Source organism: Pseudorhizobium tarimense, from assembly GCF_022968135.1.
In the GTDB taxonomy this organism is placed as follows: domain Bacteria; phylum Pseudomonadota; class Alphaproteobacteria; order Rhizobiales; family Rhizobiaceae; genus Neorhizobium; species Neorhizobium tarimense.
Map to the genome: position 1 here is coordinate 104,402 of NZ_JALJRA010000007.1, position 17,033 is coordinate 121,434.

The 17,033-nt window shown below is 60.3% G+C and carries 13 protein-coding genes and 1 pseudogene; 7 read left to right on the plus strand and 7 right to left on the minus strand.

Annotation, left to right across the window (positions count from 1 at the left end; all coding sequences use genetic code 11):
- Window positions 1–136: 136 nt before the first annotated feature.
- Window positions 137–2,188 carry a TRAP transporter permease gene (locus MUU54_RS10010; RefSeq protein WP_247243880.1) on the minus strand — a complete coding sequence of 684 codons (2,052 nt, stop codon included), beginning with the start codon at window positions 2,186–2,188 and terminating at the stop codon, window positions 137–139.
- Between the two features lie 85 nt (window positions 2,189–2,273).
- Window positions 2,274–3,248: a TAXI family TRAP transporter solute-binding subunit gene (locus MUU54_RS10015; RefSeq protein ID WP_247243881.1), complete on the minus strand. Its 975-nt coding sequence runs from the start codon at window positions 3,246–3,248 to the stop codon at window positions 2,274–2,276.
- Window positions 3,249–3,554: 306 nt separating this feature from the next.
- Here MUU54_RS10015 and ugpB point away from each other — a divergent pair, with 306 nt between their 5' ends.
- The 4 genes from ugpB (at window position 3,555) to MUU54_RS10035 (ending at window position 7,730) form a co-directional block, all read left to right on the plus strand.
- The gene (gene ugpB, locus MUU54_RS10020) at window positions 3,555–4,865 is read left to right on the plus strand and encodes a sn-glycerol-3-phosphate ABC transporter substrate-binding protein UgpB (RefSeq protein WP_247243882.1); all 1,311 of its coding nucleotides are present in this window, start codon (window positions 3,555–3,557) and stop codon (window positions 4,863–4,865) included.
- Between the two features lie 70 nt (window positions 4,866–4,935).
- Window positions 4,936–5,817: a sn-glycerol-3-phosphate ABC transporter permease UgpA gene (gene ugpA / locus MUU54_RS10025; protein ID WP_247243883.1), complete on the plus strand. Its 882-nt coding sequence runs from the start codon at window positions 4,936–4,938 to the stop codon at window positions 5,815–5,817.
- 12 nt (window positions 5,818–5,829) lie between these two features.
- Window positions 5,830–6,678: a sn-glycerol-3-phosphate ABC transporter permease UgpE gene (gene ugpE / locus MUU54_RS10030; RefSeq protein ID WP_247243884.1), complete on the plus strand. Its 849-nt coding sequence runs from the start codon at window positions 5,830–5,832 to the stop codon at window positions 6,676–6,678.
- Window positions 6,678–7,730: a sn-glycerol-3-phosphate import ATP-binding protein UgpC gene (locus MUU54_RS10035; RefSeq protein ID WP_247243885.1), complete on the plus strand. Its 1,053-nt coding sequence runs from the start codon at window positions 6,678–6,680 to the stop codon at window positions 7,728–7,730. The genes ugpE and MUU54_RS10035 overlap by 1 nt, the downstream gene beginning before the upstream one ends.
- A gap of 133 nt (window positions 7,731–7,863) precedes the next feature.
- Here the strand turns inward: MUU54_RS10035 and rplI are convergent, their stop codons facing one another.
- The 4 genes from rplI to rpsF form a co-directional block, all read right to left on the minus strand.
- Entirely contained in the window at window positions 7,864–8,442 is a 579-nt protein-coding gene (rplI, locus tag MUU54_RS10040; protein WP_247243886.1) for a 50S ribosomal protein L9, read from the minus strand.
- 24 nt (window positions 8,443–8,466) lie between these two features.
- Window positions 8,467–9,438, minus strand: a complete 972-nt coding sequence (locus tag MUU54_RS10045) for a DUF2232 domain-containing protein (protein ID WP_376742080.1) — start codon at window positions 9,436–9,438, stop codon at window positions 8,467–8,469.
- Window positions 9,439–9,587: 149 nt separating this feature from the next.
- Entirely contained in the window at window positions 9,588–9,836 is a 249-nt protein-coding gene (gene rpsR / locus MUU54_RS10050) for a 30S ribosomal protein S18 (RefSeq protein ID WP_239999819.1), read from the minus strand.
- Window positions 9,837–9,858: 22 nt separating this feature from the next.
- Entirely contained in the window at window positions 9,859–10,320 is a 462-nt protein-coding gene (gene rpsF, locus MUU54_RS10055) for a 30S ribosomal protein S6 (RefSeq protein ID WP_247243888.1), read from the minus strand.
- A 543-nt stretch (window positions 10,321–10,863) separates the two neighbouring features.
- On the opposite strand from rpsF, the pseudogene MUU54_RS25195 reads away from it, so the two are divergent.
- Both MUU54_RS25195 and MUU54_RS10060 read left to right on the plus strand, forming a co-directional pair.
- A pseudogene (locus MUU54_RS25195) lies at window positions 10,864–10,983 on the plus strand (IS5 family transposase); the annotation flags it as partial.
- 221 nt (window positions 10,984–11,204) lie between these two features.
- Window positions 11,205–14,204 carry an autotransporter outer membrane beta-barrel domain-containing protein gene (locus tag MUU54_RS10060; protein ID WP_247243889.1) on the plus strand — a complete coding sequence of 1,000 codons (3,000 nt, stop codon included), beginning with the start codon at window positions 11,205–11,207 and terminating at the stop codon, window positions 14,202–14,204.
- A gap of 260 nt (window positions 14,205–14,464) precedes the next feature.
- On the opposite strand, the gene MUU54_RS10065 is transcribed toward MUU54_RS10060, so the two are convergent.
- Window positions 14,465–15,508 (minus strand): aldo/keto reductase, encoded by a 1,044-nt coding sequence (locus tag MUU54_RS10065; protein ID WP_247243890.1) that lies wholly within the window; start codon window positions 15,506–15,508, stop codon window positions 14,465–14,467.
- 189 nt (window positions 15,509–15,697) lie between these two features.
- Between MUU54_RS10065 and MUU54_RS10070 the strand changes: the two genes are divergently transcribed.
- On the plus strand, window positions 15,698–16,984 hold the full coding sequence (locus tag MUU54_RS10070; RefSeq protein ID WP_247243891.1) for an Nramp family divalent metal transporter: 1,287 nt from the start codon (window positions 15,698–15,700) through the stop codon (window positions 16,982–16,984).
- The last annotated feature ends 49 nt before the right edge of the window (window positions 16,985–17,033 follow it).

A 17,033-nucleotide genomic window follows, 5' to 3' on the forward strand; every position in this document is an offset into this window, starting at 1 on the left:
GCAATAGCCGATCTCCACAGCCGCGGCGGACCTGTGGATAAATAACGCGCCAAACCGAACACGAATGAATTGACCGTGGCAGATCGGTTGCCGGCCGCCACGGAAAGGAGATGACATTACGCCGCCGTGCGATTCGCTACAAGGCGACTGCGCCTCTGCGATAGCCGGAGAACTGTCGCAGGAGCACCGGTGCAGCCAGTGCAAGACCGACAAGCGAGGACGTTGATTCCGGAACCACCAGAAGTATCGCCGCAATGATCAGCAGAACGTTCTCCCAAGCCTTTGTCCGTACCAACATGAAGCCGGAAAGTGCGGCTCCGAGGAAGGTGATGCCGAGCGTGCACCCGACGAAGGCAATCGCGAAGTTGGACCAAGTGAAATCGGATGTCACCAGCAGCAGGGATGGGGAGAAGACGAAGACGAAAGGCACGAGCACCTTACCCAGCCCGAGCCGGAAGGCCGTGTTGCCGGTCTTGAACGGATCAGCGCCTGCCATGCCCGCCGCAGCATAGGCGGCGAGCGCCACCGGTGGCGTGATGTCGGCAAGCACGCCGTAGTAGAACACGAAGAAGTGCGCCACGATCGGCTCGACGCCGAGCATGCCGAGTGTCGGCGCGGCGATCGTGGCCATAATGATGTAGTTCGCCGTGGTCGGGATGCCACAACCCATCAGGATGCAGACGATGCCGGTCATGATCAGGGTGAAAAGCAGCGTCAGCGTCGTCGGCCCGAACCAGGCGGCCGGCACGATCGTGCCGATGAAGGTGGCCATGTCCGCTGCCGTAGAGGTGACGATATAGGAGATCTTGAAGCCGACGCCCGTCAGCGTCACGACGCCAACGATGATGCCGACGGTTGCTGCGGCGGCACCGACGGCGAGTGCGTATTTCGCGCCATCGCGCAGGCCTTCGAACACCTCGGTAACTGACATTCGGCGGCGGGGATTGACGAGGCCGACGACCACGCAAAGCGTAATTCCCCAGAAGGCGGCGAGATAGGGCGTGTAGCCGGAGAGCAGGATGCCGACGAGCACGACAAGCGGGATCACGGTCGGCCAGTCGCGTTTGAAGGCCTCACCGAGATCCGGCATCTCTTCCCGTGTCATGCCGCGCAGGCCCGTCCGCTTCGCCTCGAAGTGAACCTGGATCAGCACGCCGAAGAAATGCATGAAGGCCGGCACGATCGCCGCCAGGATGATCGTCGTATAGGGCAGGTTCAAGAACTCGATCATCAGGAAGGCGGCAGCACCCATGATCGGCGGCGTGATCTGCCCTCCGGTGGAGGAGGCAGCTTCGACGGCTGCGGCGAACTGGCGCTTGTAGCCCAACCGGATCATCGCGGGGATCGTCAGCGAGCCGACGGTGACCGTATTGGCGACGGAGGAGCCGGAGATCATGCCAAACAGCGCCGAGCCGAAGATCGAAACCTTTGCCGGTCCGCCGGCAAAGCGGCCGGCGACCCAGGCGGCGCAGTCAAGGAAGAGCTGCCCGAGGCCGATGCGGGTGGCGAAAACACCAAACAGCACGAAGTGGAAGACATAGGTCGCCACCACGCCGAGCGCGATGCCGTAGATGCCCTGCGAGGTCAGGTAGAGATGGTTGACGAGCTGCGAGAATGTAGCGCCCGGATGTACCAGGATGCCCGGCATCGAGGGCCCGTAGAGGGAATAGGCCATGAAAAGAACCGCGATAATCGGCAGCGGCCAGCCAACGGAGCGACGCGTCGCCTCCAGCAGCACCACGATCAGGATGCCGCCGAGGACAACATCTGTGGTCGTCGGATTGCCGACGCGGAAGGCGAGGTCGTCCAGCGGGATGAACGGTACATGCAGTACGGCGATGACGGCGCCGATGGCAAGCGCCCAGTCGAACAGCGAGATTCCGAGCGGGCGGATGACGCTGGAGCGGGCGGGCTGGTCATATCCTCGCTTGGCAAAGGGGAACACCAGGAAGATCAGGCCAAGCACGAAGGAAAGGTGAATGCCCCGATGGAAGACTTCAGAAAACAACCCAAAACCGGCGGTGTAGTAGTGGAAGATCGACAGGGCGATCAGCGCTGCGCCAACGAGGCGGGCGGCAAGCGGCGCCAACGGACGGAAGCGGATTTCCGAATCGAACTGTTCTTCCAGTTCGCGCGCCTTCGCCTCGTCCAGTTCCATGCGCGCCGGCTTCTGCTCGCTCTCGGCCATGATCTTTTCCTCAGATACTGCTTATACGGAAAGCGGCGGCCTGCTCATGGCGGACCGCCGCTGTTTTGCCTGTCGTGCGGCTGTCTTACTTCAGGACACCGGCTTCCTTGTAGAAGCGTTCGGCGCCCGGATGCAGCGGAATGCCGAGGCTGGTCGTGGCGTTCTGCAGCGTGATCATCTTGCCCTTAGCGTGGCCGGTATCGAGTGCCTGCCGGGTTGCATCGTTCCACATCACCTTGGTGATGTTGTAGACGAGATCCTCAGGCTGCTTGGCGCTCGTCACCCACTGTGCGGCGACCGAAATGGTCGGGGTTTCGCCCACACCCTGATAGGTGTCGGCAGGCACGGTGTCCTTGGAGAAGAAGTTGTACTCCGAGAGCAGCTTGTCCACTTCCGGGCCGCTGATCGGCACCAGCGTGATGCCGGCAGAGGTTGCCAGTTCGGAAACGGCACCGGTCGGATAGCCGCCGACGAAGAAGTATGCGTCAAGGCCGCCGTCGCGCAGCAGGTCGCCCGCCGGGCCGGGCTTCAGGTGCTCTGCCTCAATGTCGTCTTCCGTCAGGCCATAGGCGCCGAGCACGATGCGGGCATCGACGATCGTGCCGGAGCCGGGTTCGTCGATCGAGACGCGCTTGCCCTTGAGATCCGCGATCGAATTGATGCCGGCATCCTTGCGGGCGACAACGTGGATGGTTTCCGGGTAAAGGGTCGCGATCAGGCGCAGGTCCTCAACCTTGTCCTTGCCCTCATAAAGACCGGTTCCGGTATGCGCCCAGTAGGCGACATCGGATTGCGAGAAGCCCGATTCCATCGAGCCGCCCTGGATGGCATTGATGTTGGCGACCGACCCGTTCGAGGAAACGGCGGTGGCGACAAGGCCCTCGACGCCCTGGCCGTCTGCGCCGGAGATGGCGTTGGCGATCAGCCCGCCGATCGGATAATAGGTGCCCGCGGTGCCGCCGGTGCCGATGCGGAAGAAGGACGGCGATTGCGCGAAAGCGACGCTGGCGCCGACGGCGAGCACGCCCACCATGGCGACGAGGCTCTTCTTGAGGTTCATTTTGGGTATCCCTTTCTCCTGTTCGCTCCCACCATGGAGGGGGGCGATACCCCTGTCAACCATCTGGTGTCGGGGGTGCAGGGGGCGGCCACGCGTTAGGCAAAGTATGGTGAAAATTCACAGGACCTTTGGATATGAAAGAAAACGAAAGGCACTCGAAAGCGATTTTTGTGGATGTCCATTGTCAAAGGGCTCATTCCTGAGTTAGCTAATTGAGGCTTGGAATATCTACGTGCATCCGGCGGAACGGATGCGGACGAGCCTGGGGCGCAGGGAAAGCCGCGTCTGTGGTTAAGGGAGGAAGACATGTCCACGAAATCAATCGCTGCCTCGGCAGCAGTAGCAGGCCTGTCGCTGTTTGCGACCTCGAGCGCCTTTGCCGCCACCGAACTTCAGTGGTGGCACGCGATGACGGGCGCCAACAACGAGGTGGTCGATAACCTCGCCAAGGAATTCAACGAAAAGCAGAGCGAGTACAAGATCGTCCCGGTCTTCAAGGGAACCTATCCCGAAACGCTGAATGCCGGCATCGCCGCATTCCGCGCAAAGCAGTCTCCGGCGATCATCCAGGTATTCGACGTCGGCACCGGCGTCATGATGGGCGCCGAAGGTGCCGTCATGCCGGTCGCGGAAGTGCTGGAAAAGGGCGGCTACAGCTTCGACAAGTCCCGCTATCTGCCGGGCATCGTTGCTTACTATTCGAAGCCGGACGGCACCATGCTGTCCTTCCCGTATAACTCATCGTCGCCGATCCTCTATTACAACAAGGATATCTTCGAAAAGGCAGGCCTCGACACCGAGAACCCGCCGAAGACATGGCCTGAGGTTTGGGAAGCCGCCCGCAAGATCAAGACCAGCGGTGCAGCGCCCTGCGGTTACACCTCGACTTGGCTGACCTGGATCCAGACCGAGAACTTCTCCGCCTGGAACAATCTGGCCTATGCCACGAAGGAAAACGGCCTTGGCGGCACGGATGTCGAGTTGACGTTCAACTCACCGCAGTTCGTCGAGCACTTTCAGTCGATCGCCGACCTCGCCAAGGAAGGCGTCTTCCGCTACGGCGGTCGTACGTCGGAAGCCAAGCAGCTCTTCCTCTCCGGCGAATGCGGCATCCTGACGGAATCTTCGGGCGGCCTTGGCGATATCGTCAAGAGCGGCATCAACTACGGCATCGGCCAGCTGCCTTACTACGAAGGCGAGGGACGTCCGCAGAACACGATCCCCGGCGGTGCGAGCCTCTGGGTGTTCGGCGGCAAGTCGGATGAAGAGTACAAGGGCATTGCCGAATTCTTCAACTTCCTGTCGCAGACCGACGTCCAGGCGCGCCTGCACCAGGTCTCCGGATACCTGCCGGTCACCATGGAAGCTTACAACGCGACCAAGGAATCGGGCTTCTATGAAAAGAACCCGGGCCGTGAAACGCCGATCCAGCAGATGATGGGCAAGGAGCCGACGGAAAATTCCAAAGGCGTTCGCCTCATCAACCTGCCGCAGGTTCGCGACATCATGAACGAGGAGTTCGAAGCAATGCTGGCCGGCCAACAGGATGCCAAGGCTGCTCTCGACAAGGCAGTTGAGCGCGGCAACGCTGCCATCCAGCAGGCCCTCGGCAACTGATCCAACCTCATGAAGCCGTCCGGATTTAAACGTCCGGGCGGCTCCTTTTCGTCTGCCGAAGGGTTTCGCTTTGCAGAACGTCGTCTTTCCCAACAAGATACTTCCTTATTTCCTCGTCGCCCCGCAGATCGTGCTGACGGTGATCTTCTTCTTCTGGCCCGCCAGCCAGGCGCTATACCAGTCGGCGATGCGCGAGGATCCCTTTGGCCTCAGAAGCACCTTCGTCGGCTTTGCAAACTTCAGCGCTATTTTTTCCGATCCGAGCTACCTGCATTCGTTGCAGGTCACGGTCGTCTTTAGCGTCCTGACGGCAGCGCTTGCCATGGGCACGGCACTGCTGCTGGCAACCGCGGCTGACCTCGTCGTGCGCGGACGCGGCTTCTACCGCACCTTCATGATCGTGCCCTATGCCGTCGCACCTGCCGTTGCCGGCATGTTGTGGCTTTTCATGTTCAATCCGGCCATGGGCACCTTCGCCTACATGCTGCGCCGCAACGGCATTATGTGGGACCCGCTGCTGGACGGAAACCAGGCCATGCTGCTGGTGGTTGTTGCGGCCGCGTGGAAGCAGATCAGCTACAATTTCCTCTTCTTCGTCGCCGGCTTGCAGGCGATTCCGAAGTCTCTGCTGGAAGCAGCGGCGATCGACGGCGCCCGCGGTAGCCGGCGGTTTTGGACGATCATTTTCCCGCTGCTGGCGCCCACGACCTTCTTCCTCCTGGTCGTCAACACCGTCTACGCCTTCTTCGACACCTTCGGCATCATCCATGCCGTCACGGGCGGCGGGCCGGCAAAGGCGACCGAAACGTTGGTCTACAAAGTCTATAACGACGGTTTCGTGAACCTCAATCTCGGCTCCTCGGCAGCGCAGTCGGTCGTGCTGATGGTGATCGTGATCGGGCTGACTGCCTTCCAGTTCCGCTTCGTCGAAAAGAAGGTTCATTATGGTTGAGGGCTGCGCACTATGATTGAAAATCGCCCCGTCGCGCGGCTCATGGCTCACCTGATGCTGGTCATCGGGATCCTGATCGTCGCCTTCCCCATCTACTACACCTTCGTCGCCTCGACGATGACCTCGGTGGAGATTATCCGGGCGCCCATGTCGCTGCTGCCGGGGGACCAGTTCGTTGAAAACTACGCCGGCGCCATGTCGGGCGGCCTGGAGCGGGTGGTCGGCGTCAGCCTGGAGCGGCTCTTGTTCAACACCTTCGTGGTCGCCATGGCGATCGCGGTGGGCAAGATCATCATCTCCTTCCTGTCCGCCTTCGCGATCGTCTTCTTCCGTTTCCCGTTTCGCATGGGCTTCTTCTGGATGATCTTCATCACCCTGATGCTGCCCGTCGAGGTGCGCATCCTGCCGACCTACAAGGTGATCGTTGATCTCGGACTGCTGGACACCTATGCGGGCCTGACGCTGCCGCTGATGGCATCCGCCACCGCCACCTTCCTGTTCCGTCAGTTCTTCCTGACCATTCCGGGCGAGATGGTGGAGGCCGCGCGCATCGATAATGCGGGACCCTTCCGCTTCATGAAGGACATCCTCCTCCCGCTGTCGAAGACCAACATCGCGGCGCTCTTCGTCATTCTCTTCATCTACGGCTGGACCCAGTACCTGTGGCCACTGCTCGTCACCAACGACGCTAAGATGAACACCATCATCATCGGCCTGCGGCGCCTGGTCGATTTCACCGACGCGTCCACGCCGTGGAACTACGTCATGGTCACGGCCGTGCTGGCCATCATCCCGCCCGTTCTCGTGGTGGTTCTGATGCAGCGCTGGTTCGTCAAGGGTCTTGTGGAGACTGAAAAGTAATGGCCGGAATTGAACTGAAGGACGTCCGCAAGGTTTACGGCGGCAACATCGAAGCGATCAAGGGCGTCTCGCTGAAGATCGAGGACGGCGAGATGATCGTCCTCGTCGGACCCTCGGGCTGTGGCAAGTCGACCCTCCTGCGCATGATTGCCGGGCTCGAGAGCATTTCCTCGGGCGAGATCGTGATCGGCGACCGGGTGGTCAACAAGCTGGAGCCGTCGCAGCGCGATATCGCTTTGGTGTTCCAGAACTACGCGCTCTACCCGCATATGACGGTGCGCCAGAACCTCGCCTACGGTCTGAAGAACCGCAACACGCCGAAGGAAGAGATCGACCGCCGCATCACCGATGCAGCGCGCGCGCTGGAAATCGAGCAGTACCTGGAGCGCAAGCCGCGCCAGCTCTCCGGCGGTCAGCGTCAGCGCGTGGCCATGGGTCGCGCTATCGTGCGCAAGCCGGCGGCCTTCCTCTTCGATGAGCCGCTGTCAAACCTCGACGCCAAGCTGCGCGTGCAGATGCGCGTCGAGATCCGCCGCCTGCAGCGGTCGCTGGCGACCACCAGCGTCTACGTTACCCACGACCAGATGGAGGCTATGACGCTTGCGGACCGGCTGGTGGTTTTGAATGGCGGCAGGATCGAGCAGGTCGGCACGCCGATCGAGCTCTACGAACGCCCCGTCTCCACCTTTGTGGCGACCTTCATCGGCTCGCCGTCGATGAACCTTCTGAAGCGCAAGGCCGTCGAGGGGAGCGGCTGGTCGCTTTCGACGAGTGCCGGCGTGGCGGGAAGCGTGGAAACGGTCGGCATCCGTCCGGAAGACATCGTCATCGCCGATGAAAACGCACCTTCCGATTTCAGGGGGCAGGTGACGGTCGATGCCGTCGAACTGGTCGGGGCGGAAAGCTACGTCCATGCCTCGCTCGGCGACGGCAACACCATCGTGTTCCGCGTGCCGGGCCGTACGCAGATCGCCATCGGCGAGACCATCCAGATCGCAGCAGCGCAGGCCAACATCCACACCTTCGATCAGGCGGGAAAGCGGCTCGCCTGACAGGCGGAACAAGGGTTGGACAACAAAAAATAAGCCCCCGGCGACGAACTGATCCCCGAAAGTTGGACATCACCTTCGGGGGCCAGTTCACGATGCACCGGGGGCTTTTTCATGCCTTGAAGCAGAAGACGTCTTATTCTTCGTCTTCTTCTGCGCGGTCTGCATCCGGATCGAAGAAGTCTTCCGGACGAAGAGCGTCTTCGTCTACGCCATAGATGGCGTCCGCGGAGGTAAGGGTCTCGCCCTTGGCCTGACGCTCGGCTTCTTCAACCGTACGGGCAACGTTGATCTCGATCTCGATCTCGACTTCTGCGTGGAGCAGGAGCGTGACCTTGTGCAGGCCGATGGTCTTGATCGGCAGGCTGAGGTCGACTTGGTTGCGGCCGATGTTGAAGCCTTCGGCAGCCAGTGCTTCGATGATGTCGCGAGCGGCAACCGAACCGTAAAGCTGACCGGTTTCACCAGCCGAGCGAACCATGATGAAGGTCTTGCCTTCGAGCGCGTCGGCGACCTTGCGGGCTTCGCCCTTGCGCTCGAGGTTGCGGGCTTCGAGCGTCGCACGCTCGGCTTCGAAGCGCTTCTTGTTGGCTTCGTTGGCGCGCAGTGCCTTGCCCTGCGGCAGGAGGTAGTTGCGGGCGTAGCCGTCGCGAACCTTTACGGTTTCGCCCATCTGGCCAAGCCGGGCAATACGCTCAAGGAGAATGACATCCATGGGTTTGTCCTTTCGAGGTTGAAGTTAGTCGGTTTCGTTGGTGTCTTGTGATGGCCTCGCGGGCGTAAGCGCGATCGTCCGCCGCGTGTCGGCCAGGCCGAGCACAAGGATGAAGAACGCCGGCAGCAGCATGAGCGAGGAGAGATAGGCGAGAACCAGCACCGGAAGGCGCCAGTCCTTGCCCTTGCTGCGGAAATGCAGCCCGGCAAATCCCGCCATCAGGAAGCCGGCGCCGAAGGTGCCGCAGATGGTGGCGCCGATCATCGCCGGCACGCCACCCAGGAAGGTGAGCAGGATGCCGGCAAGGAAGATGAAGATCGCATTCCGATTCATCCGCAGCGCCGACGGCATGTCCTCGCGCGGACGAAGTGCACGGGCCGAGCGCGAGACGAAGCGGGATGCGATGTAATAGGCCGCAAACAGCAGCAGCACCCAAAGCCCACCCTGGATCATCGGCAGCATCAGCACAAACAAGGACTTCGTTTGTGCGAGCGCCGCAGGATCGGGCGCAAGCGTCGGGTCCTGGCCCTGCAGCGCCTGGGTCATCATGTCGACCATCTCGTTGGTCAGTTCGGGGCCGTAGCCGATGACGACGCCGAGCGCGATCACGGCGAGCGTCACCAGTCCGCAGAGATGAAGCAGGATGTCGGAGAGCGGATACCAGGCGAGCAGGTTGTCCGGTCCACCGACTTCGGAGGCAGGGCGCGCCAGGTTTGCGAGGTGCGACAGCCAGCCTGCAGGAATGAGGGTGAAGATTGCGGTCGTCAGGGCAAAGGGCACCGACACGAAGGCGGCACCGAGGGCAGCCGCCATGACGATCGACGTGACGGCGGCGAGATTACCCCAGCCGAGGCCGGCGACGAGGATCGGCAGTGCGGAAGCGGCGTATAGCACGGACGCAAACGACGGCTGCGACATCGCACCCAGCACCAGCAGCGTCGCAACGACGCCGGCAAGGATGCCGATCGGCAGCACGGTCTGTTTCGGTGTCTTCACGGTCTCGCTGTCCTGCATAGAGCAGTTAGGGGAGGGTGGCCGACAAAGGTGTCAGGCGCTTGTCCCCAACATGGGAATTTCTGGTTCCGATCCGCGCCCATCGCGGAAGGGAGGAGATCCGCCGAGGTTTCGGCGGATCTCGATGTTGATTACGATACGACGTAGGGCAGCAGGCCGAGGAAGCGGGCGCGCTTGATGGCCTTGGCCAGTTCGCGCTGCTTCTTCTGGGAAACGGCCGTGATGCGGGACGGAACGATCTTGCCGCGCTCGGAAATGTAGCGCTGCAGGAGACGGACGTCCTTGTAGTCGATCCGCGGTGCATTGGCGCCCGAGAAGGGGCAGGTCTTGCGACGGCGGTGGAACGGGCGGCGTGCGGGAGCAGAGGATGCTTCAGCCATTGTCTTTTCTCCTTAAGCTCGATTACGCACGGTCTTCGCGCGGACGGCGCTCAAAGCCGCCTTCACGCGGGCCGCGATCTTCGCGGGGACCACGGTCCGGACGCGGGCCGCGGTCACGGTCACCGAAGCCGGGGCGGTCGCCACGCGGACGGTCGTCGCGGTCACGCTTCTGCATCATCGCCGACGGACCTTCTTCATGCTTCTCGACGGCGATCGTCATGTAGCGAAGAATGTCTTCGTTGATGCGCATCTGGCGTTCCATCTCGTGCACGGCAGCAGCCGGTGCGTCGATGTCCATCAGGGCGTAGTGAGCCTTACGGTTCTTGTTGATGCGGTAGGTGAGGGACTTGAGACCCCAGTTTTCTACGCGCCCGACCTTGCCGCCGTTAGCTTCGAGGACGCCCTTGTACTGTTCGACGAGGGCGTCAACCTGCTGAGCGGAAATATCCTGCCGGGCAAGGAATACGTGTTCGTAGAGAGCCATGTAAGCTTTGCCTTTTCTTGCGGTTGTTTATCACCCGGACCTCGGCGGCTAAGCCTCAACGACTGCTCCTGAGAGGCTGAAAGGCCAAGCAAGAAAAGTAGTTTGATCGAGACGGTCGAGAGCGGAGACACGGGAGGCCTGAACCTTATGGCTCATGCAGCTCGGTTGCCCAAGCCTGCCCTCCGTTCAGCCACCAGCCAGAAGACCGGGTGTTCGAACAGCCGCGCTTATACGGATTTTTGGCGATAAGGCAACCCCGGCCGTCGCACGCAAGATCATCCCGGGTCACGCGCATGCGTTTGCCCTGTTCGTACGCCAGACAGAGTGGGCGCCTTGGACATAAGCAAACAGAAGGAGCTGGTACGTCCCTCGCTGCCGGAGCCAATCCATCTAGACGTATGACGGAGCAACGAGGCCACCGGCTCCGTCGGAGAACGAGCGCGTGGAGTTAGGCCGTCCGACAACTCAGATTGCTCAAATCAGCGGAAGTTTGGTTCAAGTCTGGGTTTCAGGAGGCGGCTTTGGCTGGTGTCAACTTGCGGGATGGAGTGGCGGATCATTGAGGCCTGGTTGACCGCAGAGCGTGGGAGGAAGTCTCGGCCCGCACACGACAACCGGCAATATCTGAACGGGATGCTACATGTTCTTCGGTACGGATGCCCCTGCGCGGCACGCTACAACCCTATGCGACCAGACGCAAAAAACCAGTTCAAAATAGCTTTGGCCGCCGCCAAAATCTGGCTGCCATGCTTTTGTCAACACGACATCGCGATCGCTTTGAACAGGCGGTCACCGTCAGCTGTAAAAAGTCACCTATGCAATGCTGGGGTTGTGGAGGGTCTCCTGCCTTCGTACCTGCGGACATAGTTAATGAGAATCACCTAATGTCCCGCCGCAAGCAACTTCTCTCCACCGTCTGTCTCCCCACAGCAGTCCTCTTCTCTGGCGCAGCTTTGGCCGCGGACGTGAATATCACTGCACCAGGGACATTCGTCATCTCTACGGGGCAGTCCGTACTTTTCCAGGCAGGCGCGACCACAAGCAGCTATGCTCAAGTGAACGGCGGGGTAACTATAGGTTCGGTCGAGGCGACAGCGCCGGGCATTGGCGTCCTCAATCTTGTAGGCGATGGCGCTACGGTCGATGGTGACGTGTCGAACTTGTTCCGTACGACAATCTCGGCCATTGGCAACATGGCCATTACCGGGAGTGTCTCGAACACCGGGGCGTTTTACTCCCAGGCAGGTACACTTACCATCGGCGGCAATTTCTCGAACTCCTATGTGAACTTCACGAGCAACCGTGATGGCACATTGGAACTGAATGGCCTCAACAATTCGGTGAGTACCGTTTTGATGACTGGCAGCACAGGGACCGTTGGGACAATAACCCTGGGAACTGGGTCAAATACGGAGTTCGCGGGCGGGATTGGAGGCACGGCCAAGCTCAAGCAACTCAATCTCAACGGCGCATCTGCGACAACTCGTGGCAACGTCAATGTCACAGACATCCGCTTTGGTGCTGACGGCGTCTTGAACCATTATGGTTCAAATCTGAATGCTATTGTCTCGACGGTGTTGGACGGCCAAGGCACGCTGGCACTCCGTCAACCAGCAACACTCACCATCAACAACAGCGTCGGCTCCGCCGGGAGCCAGCTCAAGGAGCTGATTGCGGATGGCGATGTTGTTTTGAACTCAGATGTTTTCGTCAAAGAAACCACTGTTACCGCTGGCCATGCGCTCACGGTGGGTAACGGGGGAGCCACCGGTTCTCTCTCGGGCAATGTGGATCTTGCCGGGCGGCTTATCTTCAACAAGAGCGCGAATGTCCAGTTCGACGGCAATGTCACCGGAGACGGGGAGATACGAAAGGTCGGCCTCAACACTCTCACGCTAGGGGGTATCAACAATCATGCTGGCACCTCCATCGCTCAAGGAACACTTGTTGGCAACGCTCAGTCAATCGGCAGATCCATTCAGAATGCGGGAACGGTGATTGTGGATCAGGCCACTGACGCGACGTACGCAGGCAGCATCGGGGGGCTTTCAAACAGTGATGGGTCGATGGTTAAGCAGGGAGCGGGGACGCTCACACTGACGGGAGCCTCATCGCTTGATTGGGATATCATTGCAGGCGGTCTTGTAGCCGATGCTTCGATCTTTACGGGCGACGCAAGCGTGGGCACCGGCACCTTCCTTACCTTTGCAGGGGCCGGTGGCACGTATTCAGGAACCCTTTCGGGCAACGGCCAGCTAAATGTGGGAAGCGATCTCTATCTCACAGGTGACTTTTCAGGGTTCACTGGCAACACCATTGTGACCGGGGGTACTCTCAGCGCCAACGGCATTCTCGGGGGCCAGACGACAATCGCCCCCGGCGCGACGCTCAAGGGCTCCGGAACGATTGGAACCACAGCTTTGTCAAACGGGGCGAAGCTTGCTCCCGGCAACTCCATCGGAACGCTGAACGTTGCAGGTGACTTCACCTTCTCCCCGGGCTCCACCTACGAAGTTGAGGTGGATCCGGTACTGCTGACCAGCGACCGTCTACAGGTCGGTGGCACTGCCTATCTCAACAACGCGAACGTCGTACATGTGGGTTTCCCCGGAACATATCCCTCCTCTTCAACTTACACGATCTTGACCGCGGCAGGGGGGATCAATGGCACGTTCGGAACCGTATCGTCCGACCTCGCTTATCTGGACGCTAGTTTGTTCTATTCATCGAACTCCGTTGAGATGACGCTCGACCGCAAGCTAGCACCGACTCCCCCTGGTCCCCCTTTACCGCCAACGCCGGTCATCCTGCGCTTCGCCGATCTAGCTGAGACAAGCAACCAGATCGCTGTAGCGAATGCGGCTGAGGCACTTGGTGCGGGAAACCCTGTTTTTGACTCTGTACTATCGCTGCCCTCCGGCGCTCCCCCCGCTGCGTTCGAAGCGCTTTCCGGCGAAATACATGCATCGTTCTTGTCGGGGTTGATGGAGGAGAGCCATTATCTCCGCGGTGCTGTCTATGATAGACTAAGCAGCGCTCACGGCCGTTCGGGCAGAGGTGGCCTTCCCTCGATATGGGGCGAGACATATGGCTCGTGGAGCGATTTTGACGGCAGCGGGAATGCAAACTCGTTCTCGCGCAAAAGCAGCGGCTTCCTCGCGGGCGGCGACTGGGAAATGTCCGACACGTGGCGACTGGGGTTCGTGACAGGTTACGGTTACTCTAGCCTATCTGCCCCCAACCTGGCTTCGTCGGGTTCGTCAAACAGCTATCACCTGGGGGTCTACGGGGCTGGAGAGTGGGCAGGATTTGGCCTACGGTCGGGCGCGACCTACTCGTGGCATGATCTCCACACCAGAAGGGCTATCGCCTTCCCAGGCTTCCGCGAGAATGTGACTGCGGACTACAGAGGCGCAACGGCTCAAGTCTTTGGTGAGATTGGTTATCGCTTCGAATCAGAAGGAGCTTCTCTGGAGCCGTTTGGCGGTTTGGCCTATGTGAACGTCGGTCGTGATAGCTTCTCGGAGGTTGGCGGGTCTGCGGCACTGTTCGGTGACGATGAGTCTGCCCACACAGCCTATTCGACAGTCGGCCTTCGAGCGGAACAGGAATTTCTCTTGGCGGAGGTTCCGGTCACAGCACACGGAATGATTTCCTGGCGGCATCTCTTTGGCGATCGAACGCCCGAAAGCGACTTTAGATTTGCAAACGGGGACATATTTAGCGTCACTGGCGGGACCATTGCTGAAGATATCGCAGCGCTATCGGTCGGCCTAAACTTCAACATTAACGAAAACGCCGGGCTTTCGATCTCTTATGAGGGGCAGTTCGGATCTAACGCTCGGGAGCATACGGCCGCAGCAAAGCTTTCGGTCAACTTCTAAGGGTGTTAGAACATGTAGAATTGGACCGTATTTGTGGAGCCGCTCTGGGGACTTCGCTCCGGTCGCCGCCAGCCTGACTTCCATATTTTGTCAATAGGACCTCGCTAGGGCACGTCCGTTGGAAGGCGAATGGCGTTGCGGATTCCATACTGGCGAACTCCCCATCGCTTCGACTGGTGATTTGGTCGCAGGCGATGTCTCCGGCGCGATCAGCGCGTCATTGATCACCCGGCGCGCCATTGCTGTCGCGCCGGGCAGCGTCAGATCGGCATCGGGTACTGCCGGTAGATTTTGGCTATGTCCTTTATCACCTCGTCGGTGAGCGTAACGTCCTTCGCGCCAATCGCCGTCTTCAGCTGCTCCATGCTGGTGGCGCCGATGATCACCGAGGTCATAAACGGCCGCGTGAGGCAGAAGGCGATCGACATTTGCGCAAGATCCAGACCGTGGGCCTTCGCGATCTCCGCATAGGCTTTCACCGCCGGCTCCTGCCGCGGCTGCAAACGGCCGCCGAGGTCGCTCACAATGCTGGCGCGCGACCCTGCAGGGATCGCACCACCGAGATACTTTCCGCTGAGGATGCCGGCCGCCAGCGGCGAATAGGCCAGGAGCCCGACATCCTCGTGATGCGCCACCTCGGCGAGGTCGAGGTCGAAGGTCCGGTACAGCAGATTGTACTCGTTCTGAATGGAGGCGATCCGAGGCAGTCCTTTTGCCTCGGCCATCTTCAGGTACTGCACCGTCCCCCAGGCGGTTTCGTTGGACAGGCCGAGCGCACGGATCTTCCCGTCTTTCACCAGTTCGCCCAATGTATCGAGTTTTTCCTCAATGCTGGCCAAGGCTTCCGCCGTGTCTTGCGTCGAGGCGTCGAAATCCCAGGAATTGCGGAAGTGATAGTGGCCGCGGTTCGGCCAGTGGATCTGGTAGAGATCGATGTAGTCGGTCTGCAGCCGGCGAAGGCTGGCGTCGACGGCCTCGCGGATGGTTGCGGCCTCGATTGGCCGTCCGTTGCGGATATGGGGGCGCCCGCTGCCAGCGATTTTCGTGGCGAGCACGATGTCCTTGCGCCTGCCCGACGCCTTCAACCAGCTGCCGATGAACTCCTCGGTCCGTCCGAAGGTCTCGGCACTGACAGGCGTCGTCGGATAGAGTTCGGCTGTATCGAAAAAGTTGATGCCGGCGTCCACGGCATAGTTCATCTGCTCATGCGCTTCGGCTTCGCTGTTTTGCGAACCCCAGGTCATCGTCCCGAGGCAGATCTCCGACACGGAGATATCCGTGCGTCCCAAAGTGTTGAATTTCATGAAGTCAGTCCTGTCTTGGAAGGTGGAGGGAATTTACGCACGAACTGCCGAAGTGCAACCACCATCGGCAAATCAGCGTCTCTTGGGGATCAGGCCGCAGGGGAACAAATCGCCATATTTGACGCTTTTGCACTGCGGCGAAGCCACTGTCCCCTGGTGGCGAGAAATATCGTGCAGGAGCAACTTGAAGTGAGCGATACCGATGCCCCATCAAAGGCCTACGGAGTTTCCGACAAGACAGAGCCCCCTAGCACCGGGCGCTGGAGGCTGATTGGACCGGGTATCGTGGCGGCTGCCACCGGCGTTGGCGCGGGCGATCTGGTCGCCACCCTGATCGCTGGATCCCGCTTCGGCTATGCATTGCTTTGGGCAGCTGTCATCGGCTGCATCGTCAAGATCGCGCTGGCGGAAGGTTCAGCGCGCTATCACCTTGCGACTGGATCCACCATGCTGGAGGGGTGGAAGTCACTTGGACGCTGGACGAGTTGGTATTTTGGTATCTACATCATGGTCTGGGGCTTCGTTTACGGGGCTACAGCGATGAGCGCCACGGCACTGCCGCTGGCTGCGTTGTTTCCGGTCCTGCCGCTCTGGGCCTGGGCAATGATCTCGGGTCTCGTCTGCGCGACCTTCGTGGCGCTCAATCAGTACGAGATCCTCGAGAACGTGATGAAGGTTCTCATCGGACTGATGTTCGTGATCGTGGTCGGTGTCGCCATCATGGTCGCTCCGAACTTGGGGCAAGCCCTGACGGGACTGGTTCCCAGCATTCCGGAAGGCTCAGCCATCTATACGCTCGGCCTCATCGGTGGCGTCGGTGGTACAATCACCATGGCCTCCTATGGCTATTGGGTTAATGCCAAAGGCTGGCGCACCCCCGCCTGGATGGGCGTCATGCGGCTCGACAACCGCGTTGCCTACACCGTGACAGGCGTCTTCGTGATCGCGATGCTGGTCATCGGCGCCGAGCTCCTCTACACTGCGCAGATCGCACTTTCGAGCGGTGACCGCGGGCTGCTCGATCTCGATCGGGTTTTGCACGAGCGTTTTGGCCCGGTGATCTCGACCATCTTTCTGATCGGCTTCTTTGCCACCTCCGTCTCGTCGATTCTCGGCGTCTGGCATGGCGTCTCACTGCTGTTTGCCGACTTCGTTCGCAATGTCCGTGGTGGGACAGGCTCGCGCGAGGGGCTGGAGAAGACCAAGGCCTTCCGCTTCTACCTGTTCTGGCTGACGATCCCGCCCATGGTTTTGTTGATGCTCGGTCGGCCGTTCGCACTCGTCGTGCTTTATGGTGCCCTAGGAGCCTTCTTCATGCCCTTCCTGGCAATCACGCTGATCTGGCTCCTAAACTCATCACGGGTGCCAAAGGAGTGGCGCAGCGGCTGGTTGTCGAATGGCCTTCTCGGTATTGCTGCGCTGCTCTTCGTCGTGCTTTGCATTAACGAAGTTATCGGCCTGATTGCGGGCAAGTAGAGGTTCAGCATCTCGGCTTCGCCTTGACTCCCGCAACGGGAACGTGAAT